Source organism: Antribacter gilvus (assembly GCF_003946865.1).
GTDB lineage: Bacteria > Actinomycetota > Actinomycetes > Actinomycetales > Cellulomonadaceae > Antribacter > Antribacter gilvus.
The window spans coordinates 132014-150027 of record NZ_QXTH01000010.1; the positions used below are offsets into that span (position 1 = coordinate 132014).

The 18014-nt window shown below is 74.0% G+C and carries 21 protein-coding genes; 10 read left to right on the forward strand and 11 right to left on the reverse strand.

What is annotated here, in order from left to right:
* Positions 1–198: 198 nt before the first annotated feature.
* The gene (locus D1350_RS17695) at positions 199–1353 is read left to right on the forward strand and encodes a cysteine desulfurase family protein (RefSeq protein WP_240644179.1); all 1155 of its coding nucleotides are present in this window, start codon (positions 199–201) and stop codon (positions 1351–1353) included.
* Positions 1350–1595, forward strand: coding sequence for a sulfurtransferase TusA family protein (locus D1350_RS17700; RefSeq protein WP_125777363.1), 246 nt, complete (start codon positions 1350–1352; stop codon positions 1593–1595). Before D1350_RS17695 ends, D1350_RS17700 begins: the two co-directional genes overlap by 4 nt.
* 74 nt (positions 1596–1669) lie before the next feature.
* On the opposite strand, the gene erpA is transcribed toward D1350_RS17700, so the two are convergent.
* The gene (gene erpA, locus D1350_RS17705; protein WP_125777364.1) at positions 1670–2023 is read right to left on the reverse strand and encodes an iron-sulfur cluster insertion protein ErpA; all 354 of its coding nucleotides are present in this window, start codon (positions 2021–2023) and stop codon (positions 1670–1672) included.
* A gap of 134 nt (positions 2024–2157) precedes the next feature.
* Positions 2158–2688, reverse strand: a complete 531-nt coding sequence (locus tag D1350_RS17710; protein ID WP_125777365.1) for a hypothetical protein — start codon at positions 2686–2688, stop codon at positions 2158–2160.
* Positions 2689–2746: 58 nt separating this feature from the next.
* Here D1350_RS17710 and nadA point away from each other — a divergent pair, with 58 nt between their 5' ends.
* The 3 genes from nadA to D1350_RS17725 are packed head-to-tail and all read left to right on the forward strand — an operon-like array spanning position 2747 to position 5137.
* Positions 2747–3952 carry a quinolinate synthase NadA gene (gene nadA, locus D1350_RS17715; RefSeq protein ID WP_125777366.1) on the forward strand — a complete coding sequence of 402 codons (1206 nt, stop codon included), beginning with the start codon at positions 2747–2749 and terminating at the stop codon, positions 3950–3952.
* 20 nt (positions 3953–3972) lie between these two features.
* The gene (locus tag D1350_RS17720) at positions 3973–4563 is read left to right on the forward strand and encodes a DJ-1/PfpI family protein (RefSeq protein WP_125777367.1); all 591 of its coding nucleotides are present in this window, start codon (positions 3973–3975) and stop codon (positions 4561–4563) included.
* A 31-nt stretch (positions 4564–4594) separates the two neighbouring features.
* Positions 4595–5137, forward strand: coding sequence for an acyl-CoA thioesterase (locus tag D1350_RS17725; protein ID WP_125777368.1), 543 nt, complete (start codon positions 4595–4597; stop codon positions 5135–5137).
* Positions 5138–5158: 21 nt separating this feature from the next.
* Here D1350_RS17725 and D1350_RS17730 read toward each other — a convergent pair whose 3' ends face one another.
* The gene (locus D1350_RS17730; protein WP_125777369.1) at positions 5159–6529 is read right to left on the reverse strand and encodes a dipeptidase; all 1371 of its coding nucleotides are present in this window, start codon (positions 6527–6529) and stop codon (positions 5159–5161) included.
* An 83-nt stretch (positions 6530–6612) separates the two neighbouring features.
* Between D1350_RS17730 and D1350_RS17735 the strand changes: the two genes are divergently transcribed.
* Complete coding sequence (locus tag D1350_RS17735) at positions 6613–7233, forward strand: DUF3043 domain-containing protein (RefSeq protein ID WP_125777370.1); 621 nt, start codon at positions 6613–6615, stop codon at positions 7231–7233.
* 96 nt (positions 7234–7329) lie between these two features.
* On the opposite strand, the gene D1350_RS17740 is transcribed toward D1350_RS17735, so the two are convergent.
* Positions 7330–8343, reverse strand: a complete 1014-nt coding sequence (locus tag D1350_RS17740) for an aldo/keto reductase family protein (RefSeq protein ID WP_125777371.1) — start codon at positions 8341–8343, stop codon at positions 7330–7332.
* 116 nt (positions 8344–8459) lie between these two features.
* Positions 8460–9203: a membrane protein YczE gene (gene yczE, locus D1350_RS17745; protein WP_338068185.1), complete on the reverse strand. Its 744-nt coding sequence runs from the start codon at positions 9201–9203 to the stop codon at positions 8460–8462.
* Between the two features lie 61 nt (positions 9204–9264).
* Between yczE and yczR the strand changes: the two genes are divergently transcribed.
* Complete coding sequence (gene yczR, locus D1350_RS17750) at positions 9265–10857, forward strand: MocR-like transcription factor YczR (protein WP_125777372.1); 1593 nt, start codon at positions 9265–9267, stop codon at positions 10855–10857.
* A 9-nt stretch (positions 10858–10866) separates the two neighbouring features.
* Here the strand turns inward: yczR and D1350_RS17755 are convergent, their stop codons facing one another.
* Positions 10867–11391 (reverse strand): GNAT family N-acetyltransferase, encoded by a 525-nt coding sequence (locus tag D1350_RS17755; protein WP_125777373.1) that lies wholly within the window; start codon positions 11389–11391, stop codon positions 10867–10869.
* A gap of 40 nt (positions 11392–11431) precedes the next feature.
* On the opposite strand from D1350_RS17755, the gene D1350_RS17760 reads away from it, so the two are divergent.
* On the forward strand, positions 11432–12190 hold the full coding sequence (locus tag D1350_RS17760) for a VOC family protein (RefSeq protein WP_206074588.1): 759 nt from the start codon (positions 11432–11434) through the stop codon (positions 12188–12190).
* Positions 12191–12199: 9 nt separating this feature from the next.
* On the opposite strand, the gene D1350_RS17765 is transcribed toward D1350_RS17760, so the two are convergent.
* From D1350_RS17765 to D1350_RS17780, 4 genes are read right to left on the reverse strand one after another with little or no spacing between them, the layout of a single operon-like run.
* Positions 12200–12409 (reverse strand): hypothetical protein, encoded by a 210-nt coding sequence (locus D1350_RS17765; protein WP_125777374.1) that lies wholly within the window; start codon positions 12407–12409, stop codon positions 12200–12202.
* Positions 12406–13491, reverse strand: a complete 1086-nt coding sequence (locus D1350_RS17770; RefSeq protein ID WP_125777375.1) for a quinone-dependent dihydroorotate dehydrogenase — start codon at positions 13489–13491, stop codon at positions 12406–12408. Before D1350_RS17770 ends, D1350_RS17765 begins: the two co-directional genes overlap by 4 nt.
* Entirely contained in the window at positions 13488–13946 is a 459-nt protein-coding gene (locus tag D1350_RS17775) for a hypothetical protein (protein WP_125777441.1), read from the reverse strand. The genes D1350_RS17770 and D1350_RS17775 overlap by 4 nt, the downstream gene beginning before the upstream one ends.
* The gene (locus D1350_RS17780; RefSeq protein ID WP_125777376.1) at positions 13931–14290 is read right to left on the reverse strand and encodes a hypothetical protein; all 360 of its coding nucleotides are present in this window, start codon (positions 14288–14290) and stop codon (positions 13931–13933) included. The genes D1350_RS17775 and D1350_RS17780 overlap by 16 nt, the downstream gene beginning before the upstream one ends.
* 154 nt (positions 14291–14444) lie before the next feature.
* On the opposite strand from D1350_RS17780, the gene D1350_RS17785 reads away from it, so the two are divergent.
* Positions 14445–15956: a leucyl aminopeptidase gene (locus D1350_RS17785; protein ID WP_125777377.1), complete on the forward strand. Its 1512-nt coding sequence runs from the start codon at positions 14445–14447 to the stop codon at positions 15954–15956.
* 77 nt (positions 15957–16033) lie between these two features.
* Here D1350_RS17785 and D1350_RS17790 read toward each other — a convergent pair whose 3' ends face one another.
* Positions 16034–16384: an oxidoreductase gene (locus tag D1350_RS17790; RefSeq protein WP_125777378.1), complete on the reverse strand. Its 351-nt coding sequence runs from the start codon at positions 16382–16384 to the stop codon at positions 16034–16036.
* Positions 16385–16588: 204 nt separating this feature from the next.
* Here D1350_RS17790 and lpdA point away from each other — a divergent pair, with 204 nt between their 5' ends.
* The gene (gene lpdA / locus D1350_RS17795; RefSeq protein WP_125777379.1) at positions 16589–17992 is read left to right on the forward strand and encodes a dihydrolipoyl dehydrogenase; all 1404 of its coding nucleotides are present in this window, start codon (positions 16589–16591) and stop codon (positions 17990–17992) included.
* Positions 17993–18014: the final 22 nt, after the last annotated feature.

The following is an 18014-nucleotide window of genomic DNA, read 5'->3' on the forward strand; positions in this document are numbered from 1 at the left end:
GTTCCGGCCCGTCCGCGACGTGACGATCCTGGCACCGGGCTCCGGGCATCCATGCTGTTCAGGACACGCACGGCGGAGGTGTCAGAACGATACCGTCCGACGGGTGCGACGATCGTAGGCAGGACACCGGTCGGGCGGTCGCGCCGCCCGGCCGGGACGGGCTCAGGGCCCGCCCCGGTTCCACCTGGAAGGACTCGTGTGACACATCCCACGCCCGCCCCCGCGCGGGTCCACCTCGACAACGGCGGCCGCGCGCCCTGGCACCCCCTGGCCCGCCAGGCCTTCCTCCAGGCGCTCGACGACGGCTGGGCCGACCCGCGCCGCCTGCACGCCGAGGGCCGCCGCGCGGCCCGGCTGCTCGACGGCGCGCGCGAGGCGATGGCCGCGGTCCTCGGCGCCCGGACCGACGAGGTCCACCTCACCCCGAGCCACACGGCGTCGCTCCACGCGGGCGTCGCGGCGGTGGCAGCGGGACGCCGCAGGGCGGGATCCGGCGTGGTCGTGACCGCTGTCGAGCGGGCCGCGGTGCTCCACGCGGCAGGCGTCGCCGCCGGGGAGGCAGGGGCCGTCGTCGTCCCCGTGGACCGCCTCGGGCGGGCCGACGGCGCGGCGATGGCCGAGGCGGTGGCGGCCCCGGGCGTCGCCCTCGCCGCCCTGCAGCACGCGAACGGGGAGGTCGGGACGCTGCAGCCCGTCGAGGAGGTGCACGCGGCGGCGCGCGCGGCGGGCGTGCCGCTCCTCGTGGACGCGGGCGCGAGCCTGGGCCACGTGGCCGTCCCCGCGACCTGGGACGTCCTGGCCGCCGACCCCGCGGACTGGGGCGGCCCGGCGGGCGTCGGCGTGCTCGCCGTGCGGCAGCGCGTCCGCGCGGTCCCCACCGGCCCCGAGGACCCCGACCCGTGGGCGCCCGGCGGCGTGAGCGTCCCGCTCGCGTTCGCGGCGGCGGTGGCGCTCGAGGCGGCCGAGGCGGACCGCGTGGCCGAGGACGCCCGGCGCCGAGCGCTCGTGGACCGCGTCCGCACGGCGGTGGCGGCGGTCCCCGACGTCGAGGTGGTCGGGGACGCCGAGGGCCGGCTCCCCCACGTCGTGACGTTCTCGTTCCTCTACGTCGACGGCGAGGCGCTCGTCACGGAGCTGGACCGGGCGGGCTTCGCCGTCGGCTCGGGATCGGCCTGCACCGCGAGCACCCTCGAGCCCTCGCACGTGCTGGCCGCCATGGGCGTCCTCACGCACGGCAACGTGCGTGTCGCGCTCGACCGCACCACCACGGCGGACGACGTCGAGCGCTTCCTGGCGGTGGTCCCCGGCGCGGTCGCTCGCGTGCGCGAGCTCCTGGGGGTGCAGGGCCTGTGACCGACGACGTCGCCGGCCACCTCGTCGACGCCCGCGGGCTGCGCTGCCCGCTGCCGGTGATCCGGCTCGCGGCGCGCGCCAAGGAGCTGCCGGCCGGGACGCTCGTCTCGGTGGTGTCGACGGACCCCGCGGCCAAGCACGACGTACCCGCCTGGGCCCGGATGCGGGGTCACGAGCTGGTCGCCACCGAGGACCTGGGCGAGGAGCCCGCGGCCTGGCGGCTCACGGTCCGCCTGCACTGAGCCGTATCGCTGCGGGTATGGCTGTGGCGTGAGTCCGGAGCCGGATTCACGCCACAGTCATACCCACGACCAGGTCAGGAGAACGAGCCGCCGCAGGCGCAGGCGCTGCCCGCGTTCGGGTTGTCGATCGTGAAGCCCTGCTTCTCGATCGTGTCCGCGAAGTCGATGGTGGCGCCCTCGAGGTAGGGGACGCTCATCTTGTCGACGACGACCTCGACACCGTCGTAGTCGCGCACAGCGTCACCCTCGAGCATGCGCTCGTCGAAGTAGAGCTGGTAGATCAGGCCGGAGCAGCCACCGGGCTGCACCGCCACGCGCAGGCGAAGGTCGTCGCGACCCTCCTGCTCGAGGAGGTTGCGGATCTTGTCGGCCGCGACGTCCGTGAGGTTCACGGCGTGGGTCGTGACGTCGGAGGTGGTGTCTGTCATGGGTCGTCTCTCCTGATCTGGCGCGGTGCTGGGCACCGCCCCTGGACGGTCGTCTCGCAGACCGTGACAACACGACGGTCCCGCGGTCTGTTCCCGATCCTACGCTCGCCCGCGGCGGGCGTCCGTGACCGCTGTCACGTCCACGCCGGGGCCCAGGTACGTGCCACGCGGACGAGCCGGGCGCCGGGGTCGTCGCCGACCTCGTGCACGCCGCTCAGACCCGCCGTGGACCACTCCCGCCGGCTCGCCTCGCTCCGCCCCGCCAGGACCACCACGGGGACCGCGCTCGTCGACGCCGCGAGGGCCGCCTCGACGACCGGCCCGCGGTGCAAGGACGGCCCGTCCAGCACGGGGACGTAGACCATGACCAGGTCGGCATGGGCGGCGCGCTCCGCGAGGGCGGCGGCCTCCGCCCGCCCGAGCGAGGAGGGGGTGAGGCTGGGCGCGGAGCTGCGCTCCGCCGTCGGCCGGCCCACCGGGAGGGCTGCTCCCGCGACGAGCACACCCCGGCCGCCCGACGGCGCCGCGCCCGGCCCGGGCGCGGCGGGCACCGCCGGGAGGCTCACCTCGTGCACCTCGACCGTCGTGTGCGGGGCGGCGCGGGTCCAGGCGTCGGCGAGGGAGAGGGCGTCGGACCGGTGGCCGGCCAGGAGGAGGACGTGCACGTGCCGACCCTAGCGACCTGTGGAGGACCCCGGCAGCCGCTCGCGGCGGTGTGTCACCATGGTGATCGTGAGCACGCTCCTGGCAAACTTCTCCGAGCCGTCCGCCTCGCCGCTGCTGCTGCTCGGGCAGGGCCGTGACCTGGACTCCGAGCGCGGCGTCGAGTGTACGGGGGCCCTCCCCGCAGCGAGCGACCCGGACCTGGTCGATCGGGCCCGCGCGGCACGCGCCGCGCTGGGCGACCGCGCCTTCGTGCTGGGCCACCACTACCAGCGCGACGAGGTCATCGACTTCGCCGACGTCACGGGCGACTCCTTCAAGCTCGCGCGCGAGGCCGCGGCGCGGCCGGAGGCGGAGTACATCATCTTCTGCGGCGTGCACTTCATGGCCGAGAGCGCGGACATCCTCACGTCCGACGACCAGCAGGTCGTGCTGCCCGACCTCGCCGCCGGATGCTCGATGGCCGACATGGCGGCGATCCACCAGGTGGACGAGGCCTGGGCCGTGCTGGAGGACCACGGGATCGCGGGCGACACGATCCCCGTCACCTACATGAACTCCACGGCGGCGATCAAGGCGTTCACGGGCCGCCACGGCGGGACCGTGTGCACGTCGTCGAACGCCGAGGTGGCGCTGCGCTGGGCATTCGACCAGGTCGGCGGCGTGGACGGTACCGGGAAGGTCCTGTTCATGCCCGACCAGCACCTCGGCCGCAACACGGCGGTGCTCAAGCTGGGCCTGTCGCTCGACGACTGCGTGGTGTTCGACCCGCGCAAGCCGAACGGCGGCCTCACGGACGCGCAGCTGCGCGACGCGCGCATGATCCTGTGGCGCGGCCACTGCTCGGTGCACGGTCGCTTCTCGGCGAAGAACGTCACGGACGTCCGCGCCGCGGTGCCGGGCGTCAACGTGCTGGTGCACCCCGAGTGCAAGAACGAGGTGGTCACAGCCGCCGACTTCGTGGGCTCGACGGAGTACATCATCAAGATGCTCGACGCCGCCGAGCCGGGCTCGTCCTGGGCCATCGGCACCGAGCTCAACCTGGTGCGGCGCGTGGCCGCCGCCCACCCGGACAAGAACGTGCACTATCTCGACTCGACGGTGTGCTTCTGCTCCACCATGAACCGCATCGACCTGCCGCACCTGGTGTGGACGATGGAGTCGCTGGTGGCGGGACGGGTGGTCAATCGGATCGTCGTGGACGCCGACGACGCGCACTGGGCGCGCGTGGCCCTCGACCAGATGCTCGCCCTGCCGGGTATCTGACCGGAGCACAAGGGGGCGGCATGAGCATCCACGACGGGCTGCGCATCGGGATCTTCGTCTTCGACGAGGCGGAGGAGCTCGACGTGGTGGGCCCGTTCGAGGTGTTCGCGACGTGGGCCGAGCACTCGGCCCTCAAGCCCCAGGTCAGCACCTTCTCCTGGGACGGGTCCGGGGTGCGGCTCGCCAAGGGCCTGCGGCTCGTGCCCGCGCACTCCGCCGACGACGTGGGCCCGCTGCACCTGCTCGTGTACCCGGGCGGCCCCGGGACCCGCCCGCTGATCGCCGAGCCCGGGCACCTGGCCTGGCTGCGCGCGGTGCAGCGCCAGACCCCGGTGATCGCCAGCGTGTGCACGGGGGCGCTCGTCCTCGCCGCCGCCGGGCTGCTCTCCGGCCGCCCCGCCACCACCCACCGCGACCACTTCGACGAGCTGGCCGAGATCGACGCGAGCGTGCTGGTGGACACGGAGGCCCGCTTCGTGGACGACGGCGACGTGGTGACCTCGGCCGGCGTGTCCGCCGGCCTCGACATGGCGCTCCACCTGGTGGGTCGCCTCGAGTCGCCCGAGTGCGCCCAGGCCGTCCGGCACGCGCTCCACTACGAAAGTACCTGATACCGGACGTGCGCGGTATATCCTGCGGCCTATGACCCGCATGCTGCACCTGACCTGGGCCTCGCTCGTGCCGCGCCGCAAGGTCCCCGGCCGAGGAATCCTCGACGCGTCCGTCACCCGGATGCGTGTGCTGCCGGCTGACCTCGACTACTACCTGCACGTGAACAACGGCGCCTACCTCCAGATGATGGACGTGGCCCGCAGCAACATGCTCGCCGACCTCGGGGCGTTCCCCCTCGCCCGCGAGAAGGGCTGGCTGCCCGTGGTGGCCGCCTCCACCGTGAAGTACCGGCGTTCGCTGCAGCTCTGGGAGCGGTTCGAGATCACCACCCGGGTCATCGGCTGGGACGCACGCGTCTTCTACATGGAGCAGGTCTTCACCCGCCGTGGCGACCTGTGCGCCCGCGGGATCGTCGCCGGGAGGTTCCTCGACCGCACGGGCAACCGGATCGCCCCGCAGGACGTGATCGAGCTGTTCGCCGGGGAGCCCGTCGAGAGCCCCGCGCTGCCCGACGACGTCGTGGCCTGGGCCCGCGCCTTCGACGTGGCGCCGCGCGAGCCCTCCACGCGGTAGGGCGCGGAGGGCTCGCGAGGGTCAGAGCCCCTCGGCCACCTTCGTCAGCAGCAGCGCCTCGGCGAGCACGACCTTCTGCAGCTCGCCCAGGTGCACCGACTCGTTGGCGCCGTGGGCTCGCGAGTCGGGGTCCTCGACGCCTGTCACGAGGATCGCCGCGCCGGGGAACACCTCGAGCAGGTCCGCGATGAAGGGGATGGAACCGCCCACGCCGACGTCCACGGGGTCCGTGCCCCAGGCCGTCGCGAAGGCCCAGCGCGCCGCCTGCATGGCGGGGGTGTCGCCGGGCGCGAGGAACGGCTTGCCGGTCTCCTTCGTGGTCCACGTGACGCGCGCGCCGAACGGCGCGTGCTTCGCCACGTGCGCCCCGAGCGCCTCCGCCGCAGCGGCCGGGTCCTGACCCGGCGCGAGGCGGAGCGAGAGCTTGGCCCGGGCGCTCGGCGTGATCGTGTTCGACGCGCGCGCGGTCGGCGTCGCGTCGATGCCGATGACCGACAGCGCCGGCTTCGACCACAGGCGGCCCGCGATCGAGCCGGTGCCCGCGAGCTCGACGCCGTCGAGCAGCGAGGAGTCGGCGCGGAACGACGCCTCGTCGTAGTCCACCTCCGGCTCGGCGGCCGTCACAAGACCCTCGACGGCGACGTCGCCCGCGTCGTCGTGGAAGGTGGCGACGAGCCGCGACAGCACCGTCAGCGCGTCCAGGACCGGGCCGCCGAACATGCCCGAGTGCACGGCGTGGCCCAGCACCTCGACGTCGAGGTAGCCGTCCACGAGGCCACGCAGCGACGTGGTCAGGGCGGGCACGCCCACCTTCCAGTTGCTGGAGTCGGCCACGACGATCACGTCCGCCGCGAGCAGGTCGCGGTACTGCTCGAGGAACGCGCGGAACGACGGCGAACCGTCCTCCTCCTCGCCCTCCACGAACACGGTCACGCCCACCGCAAGGTCCTCGCCGAGCGCGCGCAGCGCCCCGAGGTGCGCGGCGATGCCCGCCTTGTCGTCGGCGGCGCCGCGGCCGTAGAGACGCTCGCCCACGAGCGTGGGCTCGAAGGGCGGGGTCTCCCACGCGGCGTCGTCGCCCGGCGGCTGCACGTCGTGGTGCGCGTAGAGCAGGACGGTCGGCGCCCCCGCAGGAGCGGGACGGCGGGCCACCACGGCCGGGGCGCCGAGGACGCCGTCGGGCCGGGGCGCCTGGAGGATCTGCACGTCGGGGAGGCCCGCGGTGCGGAGGAGGTCGGCCACCGCCTGGGCGCTCGCCGCCACGTGCACCTGGTCGAAGGCCGCGGCGGAGACGCTGGGGATGCGCACGAGCGCCTCGAGGTCGGACTGGAGCGCGGGGAAGAGCTGGGTGACGCGCTCCCGGAGCGCGTCCACCTGGGTTTCGTTGGTCACCGGCCAACGCTACCTCTCGTCCTCCCGTGGGCCGTCCGAGGGGCGCGGCGGGCCGACGTCGCGGCTCGGACTAGAATCGTCGGGTGTTCTCCCGCAGCAAGTCGGACTCCCCCGCCAGCACCACACCCCCTGGCGAGCCCCTCGGCCAGGTGACGGCGCCCTCCGGGGCGACCGAGACGTCGTCGGGCAAGGGACGGCCCACGCCCAAGCGCAAGCAGTCGCAGGCGGCGAACAAGCGGCCGCTCGTGCCGGCCGACCGCAAGGCCGCGGCCAAGGCCCAGCGCGCGCAGCGCCGCGCCGACCGCGAGCGCTCGTACCAGGCCATGCAGACCGGCGACGAGCGCTACCTGCCGCTCAAGGACAAGGGGCCCCAGCGCCGTTATGTGCGCGACTTCGTGGACGCCCGCTGGAACCTCGGCGAGTTCTTCCTACCGATCGCGTTCGTGTTCCTGTTCGCCACGTTCTTCACGCAGTCGCGCCCGGAGATCGGGCTCCTCGTGCTCGTCGGCCTCTACGGCTTCCTCTTCCTCACGCTGATCGACGCCGCGCTGCTGTGGCGCTCGCTGAAGAAGCGGCTGATCGCGAAGTTCGGCCCGGAGGTCCCGCGCGGCACGATGATGTACGCCATCACGCGGGCCTACCAGATGCGCCGGTCGCGCCTGCCGCGCGCCATGAGCAAGAAGCACGGCGAGTACCCGGTCTGACCACGAAAGATGCCGAGGTGGTGCGTCCGTCCGGGTCCCGCGCAGGTTGACCTGCGCAAGACCGGACGGACGCACCACCTCGGCATCGTCGTCGGGTCAGGCCACGCGGGCCTTCGGCGCGCCTTCGGCCGTCTTGGCGGGGTCCCGCTCGACGACGCCGCCGAGCACCTCGTCGATCTTCGCCATGAGCTCCGCCGGGATGACCACGCCGGAGGCCTTGACGTTCTCCGCGACCTGCTCCGGGCGGGACGCGCCCACGAGCGCCGCGGCGACGTTCTCGTTCTGCAGCACCCAGGCGATCGACAGCTGGGCCATCGAGAGGTCCAGCTCGGCCGCGATCGGCTTGAGCGCCTGCACGGCGGTCAGCACGTCGTCGGCCATGAAGCGCTGGATGAACCGGGCGCCACCGTTCTCGTCCGTGGCGCGCGACCCCGCCGGCGCCGGCTGACCCGGCAGGTACTTTCCGGAGAGCACGCCCTGGGCCATGGGCGACCAGACGATCTGCGAGATGCCGAGCTCCTTCGAGGCCGGGACGACCTCGTCCTCGATGACGCGCCACAGCATCGAGTACTGCGGCTGCGAGGAGATGAGCTGGAAGCCCAGGTCCTTCGCCAGCGCGTGGCCGGCGCGGAGCTGGTCGGCGGTCCACTCGCTGACGCCGACGTAGAGGACCTTGCCCTGGCGCACGAGGTCGGCGAACGCCTGCATCGTCTCCTCGAGCGGGGTCTCGGTGTCGTAGCGGTGGGCCTGGTACAGGTCCACATAGTCGGTGCCGAGGCGGGTCAGGGACCCGTTGATCGACTCCATGATGTGCTTGCGCGACAGGCCGGTGTCGTTGGGACCGCCGGGGCCGGTCGGCCAGTACACCTTCGTGAAGATCTCGAGCGACTCGCGCCGCTCTCCCTTCAGTGCGTCGCCGAGGACCTGCTCCGCCTTCGTGTTCGCGTACACGTCGGCCGTGTCGAACGACGTGATGCCGGCGTCGAGCGCGGCGCGGACGCACTGCGTCGCGACGTCGTTCTCCACCTGCGAGCCATGGGTGATCCAGTTGCCGTAGGTGATCTCCGAGATCTTGAGACCACTGTTGCCGAGGTAGCGGTAATTGGGCATGGACACACCCTACGACGACCGATCGAAACGAATCGAACCGTCTTCGAGGCCGGGCGGCGGGTCCGCCGTGGGTGACGGTGGGCGCGCCGGTAGGCGCCGGCGGACCCGCCCGCGACCTACCGGCGGACCGTCGCCAGCCCTTGCGGCGCGACGAACCGCACCGCCGCCTGCACCACCACGCCGACGCCCAGCGCGTACACCACGGTGGCCCAGCCGAACGTCCCGCCGAGCACCAGGCCCGCGAGCACCACGGTCACCTCGATGGCGGTCTTCACGGCCCGGACCGGCCACCCCGTCCGCGCGATGATCCCCGTCATCAGCCCGTCGCGCGGACCCGGCCCGAGGCGCACGCCGATGTAGGCGGCCGTCGCCACGCCGTTGAGCACCACACCCCCGAGGGCCAGCGCCACCGCGGCGACCAGGCTGGGATCCGGGACCACCGCCCGGACGACCGCGAGCGCCGGGTCGACGGCGACGCTGATCACCACCACGTTCGCCACCGTGCCGATGCCGGGCCGCTGCCGCAGCGGGATCCAGGCCAGCAGCACCAGGACGCTAGCCCCGGCGACGACGACGCCGAACGGCAGGCCGGTGCTCCGGACCACCCCCTGGTGCAGCACGTCCCAGGGCATCCCGCCCTGGCCGGCGTGGATCATCATCGCCATGGAGAGGGTGTAGCCGAGCAGGCCGACGATCAGCTGGACTCCGCGGCGGACGGTCGACATGGGCGGGGCGGGCGCCGCGGCCGGGACGGCCGTTGGGGGCGGCGGCGGCGCGGCGGCCGCGGGCGGCGCGGGCGGCGCGGGCGGCGCGGGCTGGTCGTCGTCGGCGAGGGCCGAGGTGCTGGCGAGGTCGGTCATGGCCTCACCCTCCCCCGCCATTGGCCTTGCTATCCATAGCCAATCCGCGCAGAGTGGCCCCATGGCCACCCGCTCCCCCACCGACACGGCCCTGCGCCACCTCTCCCCCGCAGGCGCCACCCGCCTCCTCGCGGGCTGGCACGCGGGCGGCCCGGCGTACCTCGCCCTCGCCGACGCGCTCCGCGCCGCGGTCCTCGCCGGCACCCTCGCGCCGCTGACCCGCCTGCCCAGCGAGCGCGAGCTCGCGTCGGCGCTCGGCGTCTCGCGCACCACGACCGCCGCCGCGTACGCGCGCCTGCGGGAGCTCGGCTTCGCCGTGAGCCGCGTCGGCTCCGGGACGGTGGCGGTCCTCCCGCGTGGCGGGTTCCGGACGCTCGCCCCGCGCCCCGTCGCCGGTGACGCGCCCGCCCAGGACCCGCGCGGCACGCTGCCCGACGGCGTCCGCCCGGGTCGGGAGGGCGCCGCACCCGCTGCGGCGGCCGGGCGGGCGGCGTCGGCCGGGCGGGCGGCGTCGGCCGGGCAGGCCGCTGCCCTGCGCACCGGCTCCCTGGGCACGGGTCCCGACGACCTCCTCGACCTGGCGCAGGCCACCCCCGCCGCCCCGCCCGCCCTGCACGACGCGTTCGCCCGCGCCCTGGAGGCGCTGCCCGCCTACCTCGGGACCGGCGGGTACGCGCACTTCGGGATCGAGCCGCTGCGGGAGGCGATCGCCTCCCGGTACCGCGAGCGGGGAGTCCCCACGACCGCGGACCAGATCCTCGTCACGACCGGCGCGCAGCAGGCGATCACCCTGCTCGCGCAGACGTTCGTGGGGCAGCGCGACCCGGTCGTCGTCGAGTCGCCCACCTACTACCACGCGATGGAGGCGCTGCGACGGGCGGGCGGCCGTCTCGTCGGCGTCCCGGTCGGGGACGTGGAGCAGCTGGAGTCGGCGGTGCGACAGACCCGGCCACGGCTCGTCTACCTCGTCCCCGACTTCCACAACCCGACCGGCGCGTCCCTCGACCCCGACCGGCGAGCAGCCGTGCGCGCCCTCGCCGACCGGTACGGCGTCACCGTCGTGGGCGACGAGACCCTCACCGAGCTCGCCATCGACCCGGCCGCGGCGATCACCGACCCGTTCGCCGGCGACGGCACGTCGCCGCACCTCGTGACCGTCGGGTCGGCGTCGAAGACGTTCTGGGGAGGGCTCCGCGTCGGCTGGGTACGCGCCGACGTACAGGTCGTGGCCCGGCTCGCCCGGACCCGGCAGTCCATGGACATCGCCACGGCGGTACTCGAACAGCTCGCCGTCATCGAGCTGCTCGGCCGCCGCGAGGAGCTGCTGCCGGGACGTCTGGCGGGGCTGCGGGAGCGCCGCGACACCACCGTGGCCCTGCTCCGCGACGCGCTCCCCGGGTGGCACGTCCCTACGCCGCCCGGCGGCCTCTGCCTGTGGGTGGACCTCGGGCTGCCCGTGGCTCAGGCCTTCACCGCCGCGGCCGGCGCGGAAGGCGTCCTCGTGAACGCCGGCCCGGTCTTCACGCCCGACGGGTCGGCCCGCGACCGGGTCCGCCTCACCTACACGCGCACCACGGAGGAGCTGGCGCTCGCGGTCCCGGCCCTGGCCCGCGCGTGGGACCGGGTGGCCGGACGCGGCCCGGCCGTTCGGTAGCTCGTCGGATCACAGCGGGCCGCGCTCCACCCAGTAGCGGCGCACGCGCCCCGTCGCCGTCCGGCGCACGTCCTCCAGCACGCCGCCGTTCCGCTCGATCGCCCGCGCAGAGCCGGTGTTCCGCGCGGCGCACGTCACGAGCACACGCCGCATCCCCCGGGACTCCGCCTCGTCGAGGGCGGCGCCGAGCGCCCAGGTGGCCACGCCGCGCCGTCGGGCGGAGGGACGCACGCTGTAGCCGACGTGACCGCCCGCATCCAGGAGGAAGGCGTCGAGGTGGTGCCGGAGCTCGACGGCGCCGAGATAGGTGTCGCCGTCGGCCACCCACCAGTAGGTGGTGGGGGTCTCGCGGTCGGGCGCGGCCGGGCCCGCCGCCTGCAGGCGGTCCACCCAGGTGGCGAACCCGGACTCGGTGCGCACGTCGTCGCCGGAGCGGAGTCCGGCGCCGTCCATGTGCGCGCCGGGCTCCCACTCGGCCTGTGCCTCGAGCCAGGACCCGCGCAGGCTGACGGTCGGGGCGACGAGCTGGGGCATGCCTCGACGGTACCCGACCCCCGCCCCGTAGGGTTGCGGGATGACCGTGGACGACGTCGCCGCCTCCGCCCGGATGGTCCCGATGCTCCCGTGCGGGGACGTCGACGAGCTCGCCGCCTTCTGGCAGCAGCTCGGACTCAGCCTCGCCTACCGCCAGACCCGGCCCAACCCGTTCATCGCTCTGGAACGGGGCGCGATCGCCCTGCAGTACTACGGCCTCCCCGGCTGGGACCCGGAGCAGAGCCACTCCACGTGCGCGATCGCCGTCACCGACACCGAGCCGCTCTACGAGCTCTTCGCCGCGGGCCTCCGGGCTCAGCACGGGAAGGTACCCGTCTCGGGACTCCCGCGCATGACCCGGCCGCGCCGCCGGGCGAACAACGGCGGGCTCTCGGGCTTCAGCCTCGTGGACCCCGCGGGCAACTGGGTGCGCGTGAGCCGCGCCCCCGGCCCCGCCGACGGCGCCGCGGTCACCTCGAACGAGAACGCCACCGCTCCCTGGACCCGGTCCGACGGCGGTCCGGTCGCCCGGGCGCTGGACAGCGCCGTCGTGCTGGCGGACTCCCACGGCGACGAGGCGCAGGCCAGCAAGGTGCTCGACGGGGCGCTCCGGCGGACGCCTGACGCGCCGCTCGCCGAGCGCGTGCCCGCGCTCGCCTTCCTGGTCGAGCTGGCGGTGCGCCTCGAGGACGCGGCTACCGAGGCCGCTGCCCGGAACGAGCTGGAGGGGCTGGCGGCCTCGGACCTGAGCGACTCGGACCGTGCGACCGTCGCCGCGGCGCTGGCCGACCTCGAGTGATCGGGACCGCTACGGCGTCCGGAGCTCCACCGGGGGCGTCGCCTGGTTCCCGTCGTGCAGCAGGCGTGCCACGACAGCACCGGCCTCCGCGAGGGGACGCCAGTGCTCGCCGAGCCACTGCTCGGCGTCGTACTGGGCGGTGAAGACGGGCGTGAGGGGCTCGGTCAGGGTGCGCCCCTCGGCGTCGTCCAGGGCCCACTCCCACTGAGGGCGGATCACTCGTGCCTCCCGCTCGCGGCGGACCCGGCGGACCGGGTCAGGGCGCGGTTGATACGAGCCGCCCAGAACGGGCCCTCGTAGATGAACGACGTGTACCCCTGCGTGAGGTCGGCTCCCGCGCGGAGGTAGGCGCGGACGTCGTCGGCCGTGGTGATGCCGCCGACGCCGATGATCACGGCCCCCTCGCCGAGGCGGGCGCGCAGCCGTGACACCACCTGGAGGCCGCGGGCCCGCAGGACCGGGCCCGAGAGCCCACCCTCCCCGCGGTCGTGGCCGATCGTGGTGTTCACCGCGACGACGCCGTCGAGCCCGAGCTCGAGGGCCAGGTCGGCGACCTCGTCCACGTCGTCGTCGGCGAGGTCGGGCGCGATCTTGACGAGCAGCGGGGTGCGGCGGCCGCCGACGGCCGTCATCGTGGCGTCGTCGGCCGCGGCCCGGACCGCCTCGAGGATGGGGCGCAGGGACGAGGTGGCCTGCAGGTCCCGCAGGCCGGGGGTGTTGGGGGACGACACGTTGACGACCAGGTAGTCGGCCCAGGGGGCCAGCAGCCGGGCCGACGCCGCGTAGTCGGCGGGCGCGTCCTCCGCCGGCGTCGCCTTGGTCTTGCCGATGTTGGCGCCGACGATGATCGCCCGCCCCGCCGCCGTGGACCGCAGCGTGCGGAGCCGCTGGGCGGCGGCCGCCGCGCCCTCGTTGTTGAAGCCCATCCGGTTGCGGACGCCGCGGACGTCGAGCTCGCGCCACATGCGCGGCTTCTCGTTGCCCGGCTGGGCGTGCGCGGTGACCGTGCCGATCTCAACGAAGCCGAAGCCGAGCACGGTCAGACCGCGCACCGCCCGCGCGTTCTTGTCGAACCCGCCGGCCAGCCCGAAGGGGGCCGGGACGATGCGGCCGAACACCCGGACCGAGCCGTGCCCGCCGATCCCGGCGCCGAGGTAGGGGGCGAGCGCGCCCTGCACCACGTCCCGCACCACGGGGATCCCGCCGAACCGCTCGATCAGGCCGAACGCCAGCTCATGGGCCTGCTCCGGGTCCATCCGCTTGAAGACCGTGTTGAACAGCAGGGAGTACGGCAGGCTCACACTGCCTCCTTCGCATCGGGGAACGCGTCCGCGCTCCGTGGGCGCGTGCGCCACAGCCACCACAGACCCACGAACGGCAGGACGAGAGGGACGAACCCGTAGCCCTGACCGTACCTGGACCACACGGTGGACTCGCCGAACGCAGCCGGGTCCAGCAGGGAGAGCGTGCCCACCGTCACGACGCCGACAGCCTCGACGCTCACGGCAGCCCACGCGACGGCGCGCCACGAGCCACGGCCCCCGAGCGCGAGGGCGACGGTAGCCAGGATGTAGACGAGCGCGGCGAGGGTGGACAACGAGTACGCCACGGGCGCCTCGGAGAACTTGGTGACGAGCACGAACGTGGACCGGCCGGTCGCGGCGAACGCGAGGATCCCGTAGACGGTCACGAGGACGCGGCCCAGGCCGCGACCGGTCCGCCCGGAGTGCTGCTCCACCGTCACGCTCCCGTCCAGATCTGCCACATCCGCCACTCGAGGAAGGCCACCGTCAGGCACGCGACGGCGAGCACGACCGAGCTCCAGCGCGTCCGCTCGGCGAACGCCCAGGCCGCCGCCACCGGCAGGATCACCAGCGTGGTCGCGAGGTAGCCCCAGAACAGGAGCGGGTCGCCCTCACCCTCGCCCCGTGCGCCGGCCACCGCGGCAACCACCGCCTGGACCAGCAGCAGGGCCTCGATCACGGCCCCGCCCCAGAGCTGGTTGAGGATCACCGCGCGGTCGCGGACCACGAACCAGACAGCCCATCCGGCGAGCGCCGCGCACAGCGCGACCACGAGGAGGAGAAGGGGAAGGACCACGCCCGCAGACTACCGCCCGGCCGCCGCCCGGCCGGAATCGAGCGCCCGCCGGCCGGAACCGGCGCGGGCGTCCGGCCTGAACCGGCGCGGGCGTCCGGCCGGGACGTCCGTCGCGGATCCGGCCCGACAGGTGCCGCGGGATAGCATCGCTCTCGTGACCGACGTGACCCTCTCCAGCAAGAATCCCACCACCGTCCGGGCCGACGTGCTCGTGGTCGCGACGGCGCAGACGTCCGACGGCGTCGCGATCGTCGCCGACCAGCTGCCCGCCGACCTCGTGACCGAGCTCGAGTCGCTCGCGCCGCAGCTCGGCATCACCGGCGCACGCGACGAGGTGCGCAAGCTCCCCGCCGGCACGAGCGTCAAGGCAGGCGTCCTCGTGCTGACCGGCCTGGGCGAGCGCGCCGAGGACGGCACGTTCGACCCCGAGACGCTGCGCCGTGCGGCCGGCGCCGCCACGCGCGAGCTCGCGGGGCTGGACCTGGCGGTCCTCGCGCTGCCCGCCGCGGACGAGGACGAGCTCGCCGCCGTCGTGGAGGGCGCCCTGCTCGGCGCCTACGCGTTCACCCGGTACCGCACGTCCGGCAAGGACGACGCGAAGAACGCCCCCAAGGCGCCGGTCGGCGCGCTCGAGGTCGTGACGCCGCTGACGCGGTCGGCGCGGGCCAAGGCCGCCGTGGATCGCGCGACCGTTCTCGCCGACGCCGTGCACGGCGTGCGCGACCTCGTGAACACCGCCCCGAACGACCTGTTCCCGGCCGCGTTCGCCGACGCCGCGAAGGCGGCCGTCAAGGACCTCGGCGCCCGCGGCATCAAGCTGACGGTCCTCGACGACAAGCAGCTCGCGGCAGGTGGCTACGGCGGCCTGACCGGGGTGGGCCAGGGCTCGGCCCGCGGTCCTCGCCTCGTCAAGGTCGCCTACACGCCCGCGAAGCCGACGGCGAAGGTCGCGCTCGTGGGCAAGGGCATCACGTTCGACACCGGCGGCATCTCCATCAAGCCGGCCGCGGGCATGGACGCCATGAAGTCGGACATGGCCGGGGCCGCCGCGGTGCTGCACACCGTGCTCGCCGCGGCCCGCCTCGGTCTGCCCGTCGCGGTGACCGGCTACCTCTGCCTGGCCGAGAACATGCCCAGCGGCAACGCGACACGCCCGGGCGACGTCATCACGATCTTCGGCGGCAAGACCGTCGAGGTCCTGAACACCGACGCCGAGGGCCGCCTGGTCATGGCGGACGGCCTCGTCTCCGCCGTCGAGGACGGCCACGACGTGGTTCTCGACATCGCCACCCTCACCGGCGCGCAGATGGTGGCGCTCGGCAACCGCACCTCCGCGGTCATGGGCACCGAGGACGTGCGCGACGCCGTCAAGGCCGCCGCCGACGCGACGGGCGAGCTGTTCTGGCCCATGCCGCTCCCCGAGGAGCTCGCGGGCGGGCTCAAGTCCAAGGTCGCCGACATCGCCAACGTGGGCGAGCGCTGGGGCGGCATGCTCGCGGCGGGCGTCTTCCTCCGCACCTTCGTGGGCTCCACGCCGTGGGCGCACCTCGACATCGCGGGCCCGGCCTACAACGAGAAGGGCGGGCACGGCTACACGCCGACGGGCGGGACGGGCGTGGGCGTGCGGACGATGCTCGGCTTCCTGGAGGCCAAGGCCGGCCTGTAGCACCACTACCCCGGCCGGCCGGTTCCGCCGGGGTAGTGCCTCCGTCCGACGGGGGCACTACCCCGGCGGTTCCTGTCTCAGTCCTTCTTGCGCTGCGCGCTGGTCCAGTCGCGCATGCGCTGCGGGTAGCCCGTGAAGCGCACGTTGTACACGGGGACGCCGAGGGCGTGACCCAGGTCGAACGCGGCGCGCTCGTCCGGGACGCGGCGACGAGTCCACTCCCCGGAGGTCGCGATCAGGAGCAGGGTCGCCGGCATCTGTGAGTGAGCCGGCTCCACGTACGCCTCGACCCCCGTGCGCGTCGCCACGAAATCACGCAGGTGCGCCTCGGTCTCGCGCCGCGAGTCCGGCGTCGACGCCGGTCGCGGCGAGTCGGGCGAGCGTCGCTGGAAGAAGCGCGCGAGCGAGTATCTGGCCTGGCGGGGCATGTCGGAAGACTACCCGCGACGTCTGACAGAACGCCGAGCGTCGTGACATTCGTCACCCGCGGGAGCAGTTGTCCCCTTCGTCACAGCGCTCGAAGGGCCGCTGCGATTGGGGACAGGCCTCCTGAGGTGTCAAGATGGCATGCGGTGCTCGGCGCGTGTACCCACGCCGCCCGGGCACCTCGGACGAGGACGAGGAGCTGCTAGGTGCCGACGACGGTACAGGCCGAGACGGCCGACGCCACCACCTTCGACGTCGTCGTGCTCGGCGGTGGTAGCGGCGGGTACTCGACGGCGCTGCGGGCCGCCCAGCTGGGCCTCACGGTGGCCCTGATCGAGGAGAGCCGCCTCGGCGGCACGTGCCTGCACCAGGGCTGCATCCCCACCAAGGCGCTGCTGCACGCCGCGGAGGTGGCCGACGCCGCCCGCGAGAGCGAGCGGTTCGGGGTGAACGCCACGCTCGACGGCATCGACATGCCGGCGGTCAACGCCTACAAGGACTCTGTCGTGGACGGGCTGTACAAGGGCCTCCAGGGCCTCGTCGCCTCACGCAAGGTCACGCTCGTCGAGGGCCACGGCGTGCTGGTCGCGCCCGACGCCGTCGAGGTGTCCGGCACGCGGTACACCGGGCGGCACGTGGTCCTGGCGACCGGCTCGTACCCGCGCACGCTCCCCGGTCTCGAGATCGGCGGCCACGTCGTCACGTCCGACCAGGCGCTCCGCCTCGGCCACGTGCCGTCGTCGGTCGTGGTGCTCGGCGGCGGCGTCATCGGCGTCGAGTTCGCGAGCGTCTGGCGCTCCTTCGGCGCCGACGTGCACGTCATCGAAGCGCTCCCCCACCTCGTCCCGAACGAGGACGTGGCGCTCTCCAAGGCGCTCGAGCGCGCCTTCCGCAAGCGCGGCATCACGTTCACCCTCGGCGACCGCTTCGCCCAGGCGAAGCAGGACGACTCCGGCGTGCACGTGTCCCTGGAGTCCGGCGCGACGTTCGACGCGGAGCTGCTGCTCGTCGCCGTCGGACGCGGCCCCCGCACGGTGGGGATCGGCCTCGAGGAGCAGGGCGTCCGGCTCGACCGCGGTTTCGTGGTCACCGACGAGCGGCTGCACACGGGCGTGGGCAACGTCTGGGCGGTGGGCGACATCGTCCCCGGCCTCCAGCTGGCGCACCGTGGCTTCGCCCAGGGCATCCAGGTCGCCGAGCGCATCGCCGGGCAGGACCCTGCACCCCTCGACGAGGCCACCGTCCCGCGCGTCACCTACTGCGAGCCCGAGGTCGCCTCCGTGGGCATCACGGAGGCCCGCGCGCAGGAGCTGTACGGTGCGGACAGTGTGGAGACCCTCGAGTACAACCTCGCCGGCAACGGGAAGAGCAAGATCCTGGGCACCCAGGGTTTTGCCAAGCTCGTGCGCCGCAAGGACGGCCCGGTGGTCGGCATGCACCTGATCGGCTCGCGCGTGGGCGAGCTGATCGGCGAGGCCCAGCTGATCGTGGGCTGGGAGGCGTTCCCCGAGGACGTCGCCTCGCTCGTCCACGCACACCCCACCCAGAACGAGGCACTCGGAGAGGCGCACATGGCTCTGGCCGGCAGCCCTCTGCACGCCCACAACTGACCCTAACGACAAAGGAGACCCC

Excerpts from the sequence above, each read along its gene's own strand:
- erpA (WP_125777364.1), bottom strand. The coding sequence starts at position 2,023 with ATGACAGACACCACCTCCGACGTCACGACCCACGCCGTGAACCTCACG.
- nadA (WP_125777366.1), top strand. The coding sequence starts at position 2,747 with ATGGTGATCGTGAGCACGCTCCTGGCAAACTTCTCCGAGCCGTCCGCC.
- D1350_RS17720 (WP_125777367.1), top strand. The coding sequence starts at position 3,973 with ATGAGCATCCACGACGGGCTGCGCATCGGGATCTTCGTCTTCGACGAG.
- D1350_RS17725 (WP_125777368.1), top strand. The coding sequence starts at position 4,595 with ATGACCCGCATGCTGCACCTGACCTGGGCCTCGCTCGTGCCGCGCCGC.
- D1350_RS17740 (WP_125777371.1), bottom strand. The coding sequence starts at position 8,343 with ATGCCCAATTACCGCTACCTCGGCAACAGTGGTCTCAAGATCTCGGAG.
- yczE (WP_338068185.1), bottom strand. The coding sequence starts at position 9,203 with ATGACCGACCTCGCCAGCACCTCGGCCCTCGCCGACGACGACCAGCCC.
- yczR (WP_125777372.1), top strand. The coding sequence starts at position 9,265 with ATGGCCACCCGCTCCCCCACCGACACGGCCCTGCGCCACCTCTCCCCC.
- D1350_RS17755 (WP_125777373.1), bottom strand. The coding sequence starts at position 11,391 with ATGCCCCAGCTCGTCGCCCCGACCGTCAGCCTGCGCGGGTCCTGGCTC.
- D1350_RS17760 (WP_206074588.1), top strand. The coding sequence starts at position 11,432 with ATGACCGTGGACGACGTCGCCGCCTCCGCCCGGATGGTCCCGATGCTC.
- D1350_RS17790 (WP_125777378.1), bottom strand. The coding sequence starts at position 16,384 with ATGCCCCGCCAGGCCAGATACTCGCTCGCGCGCTTCTTCCAGCGACGC.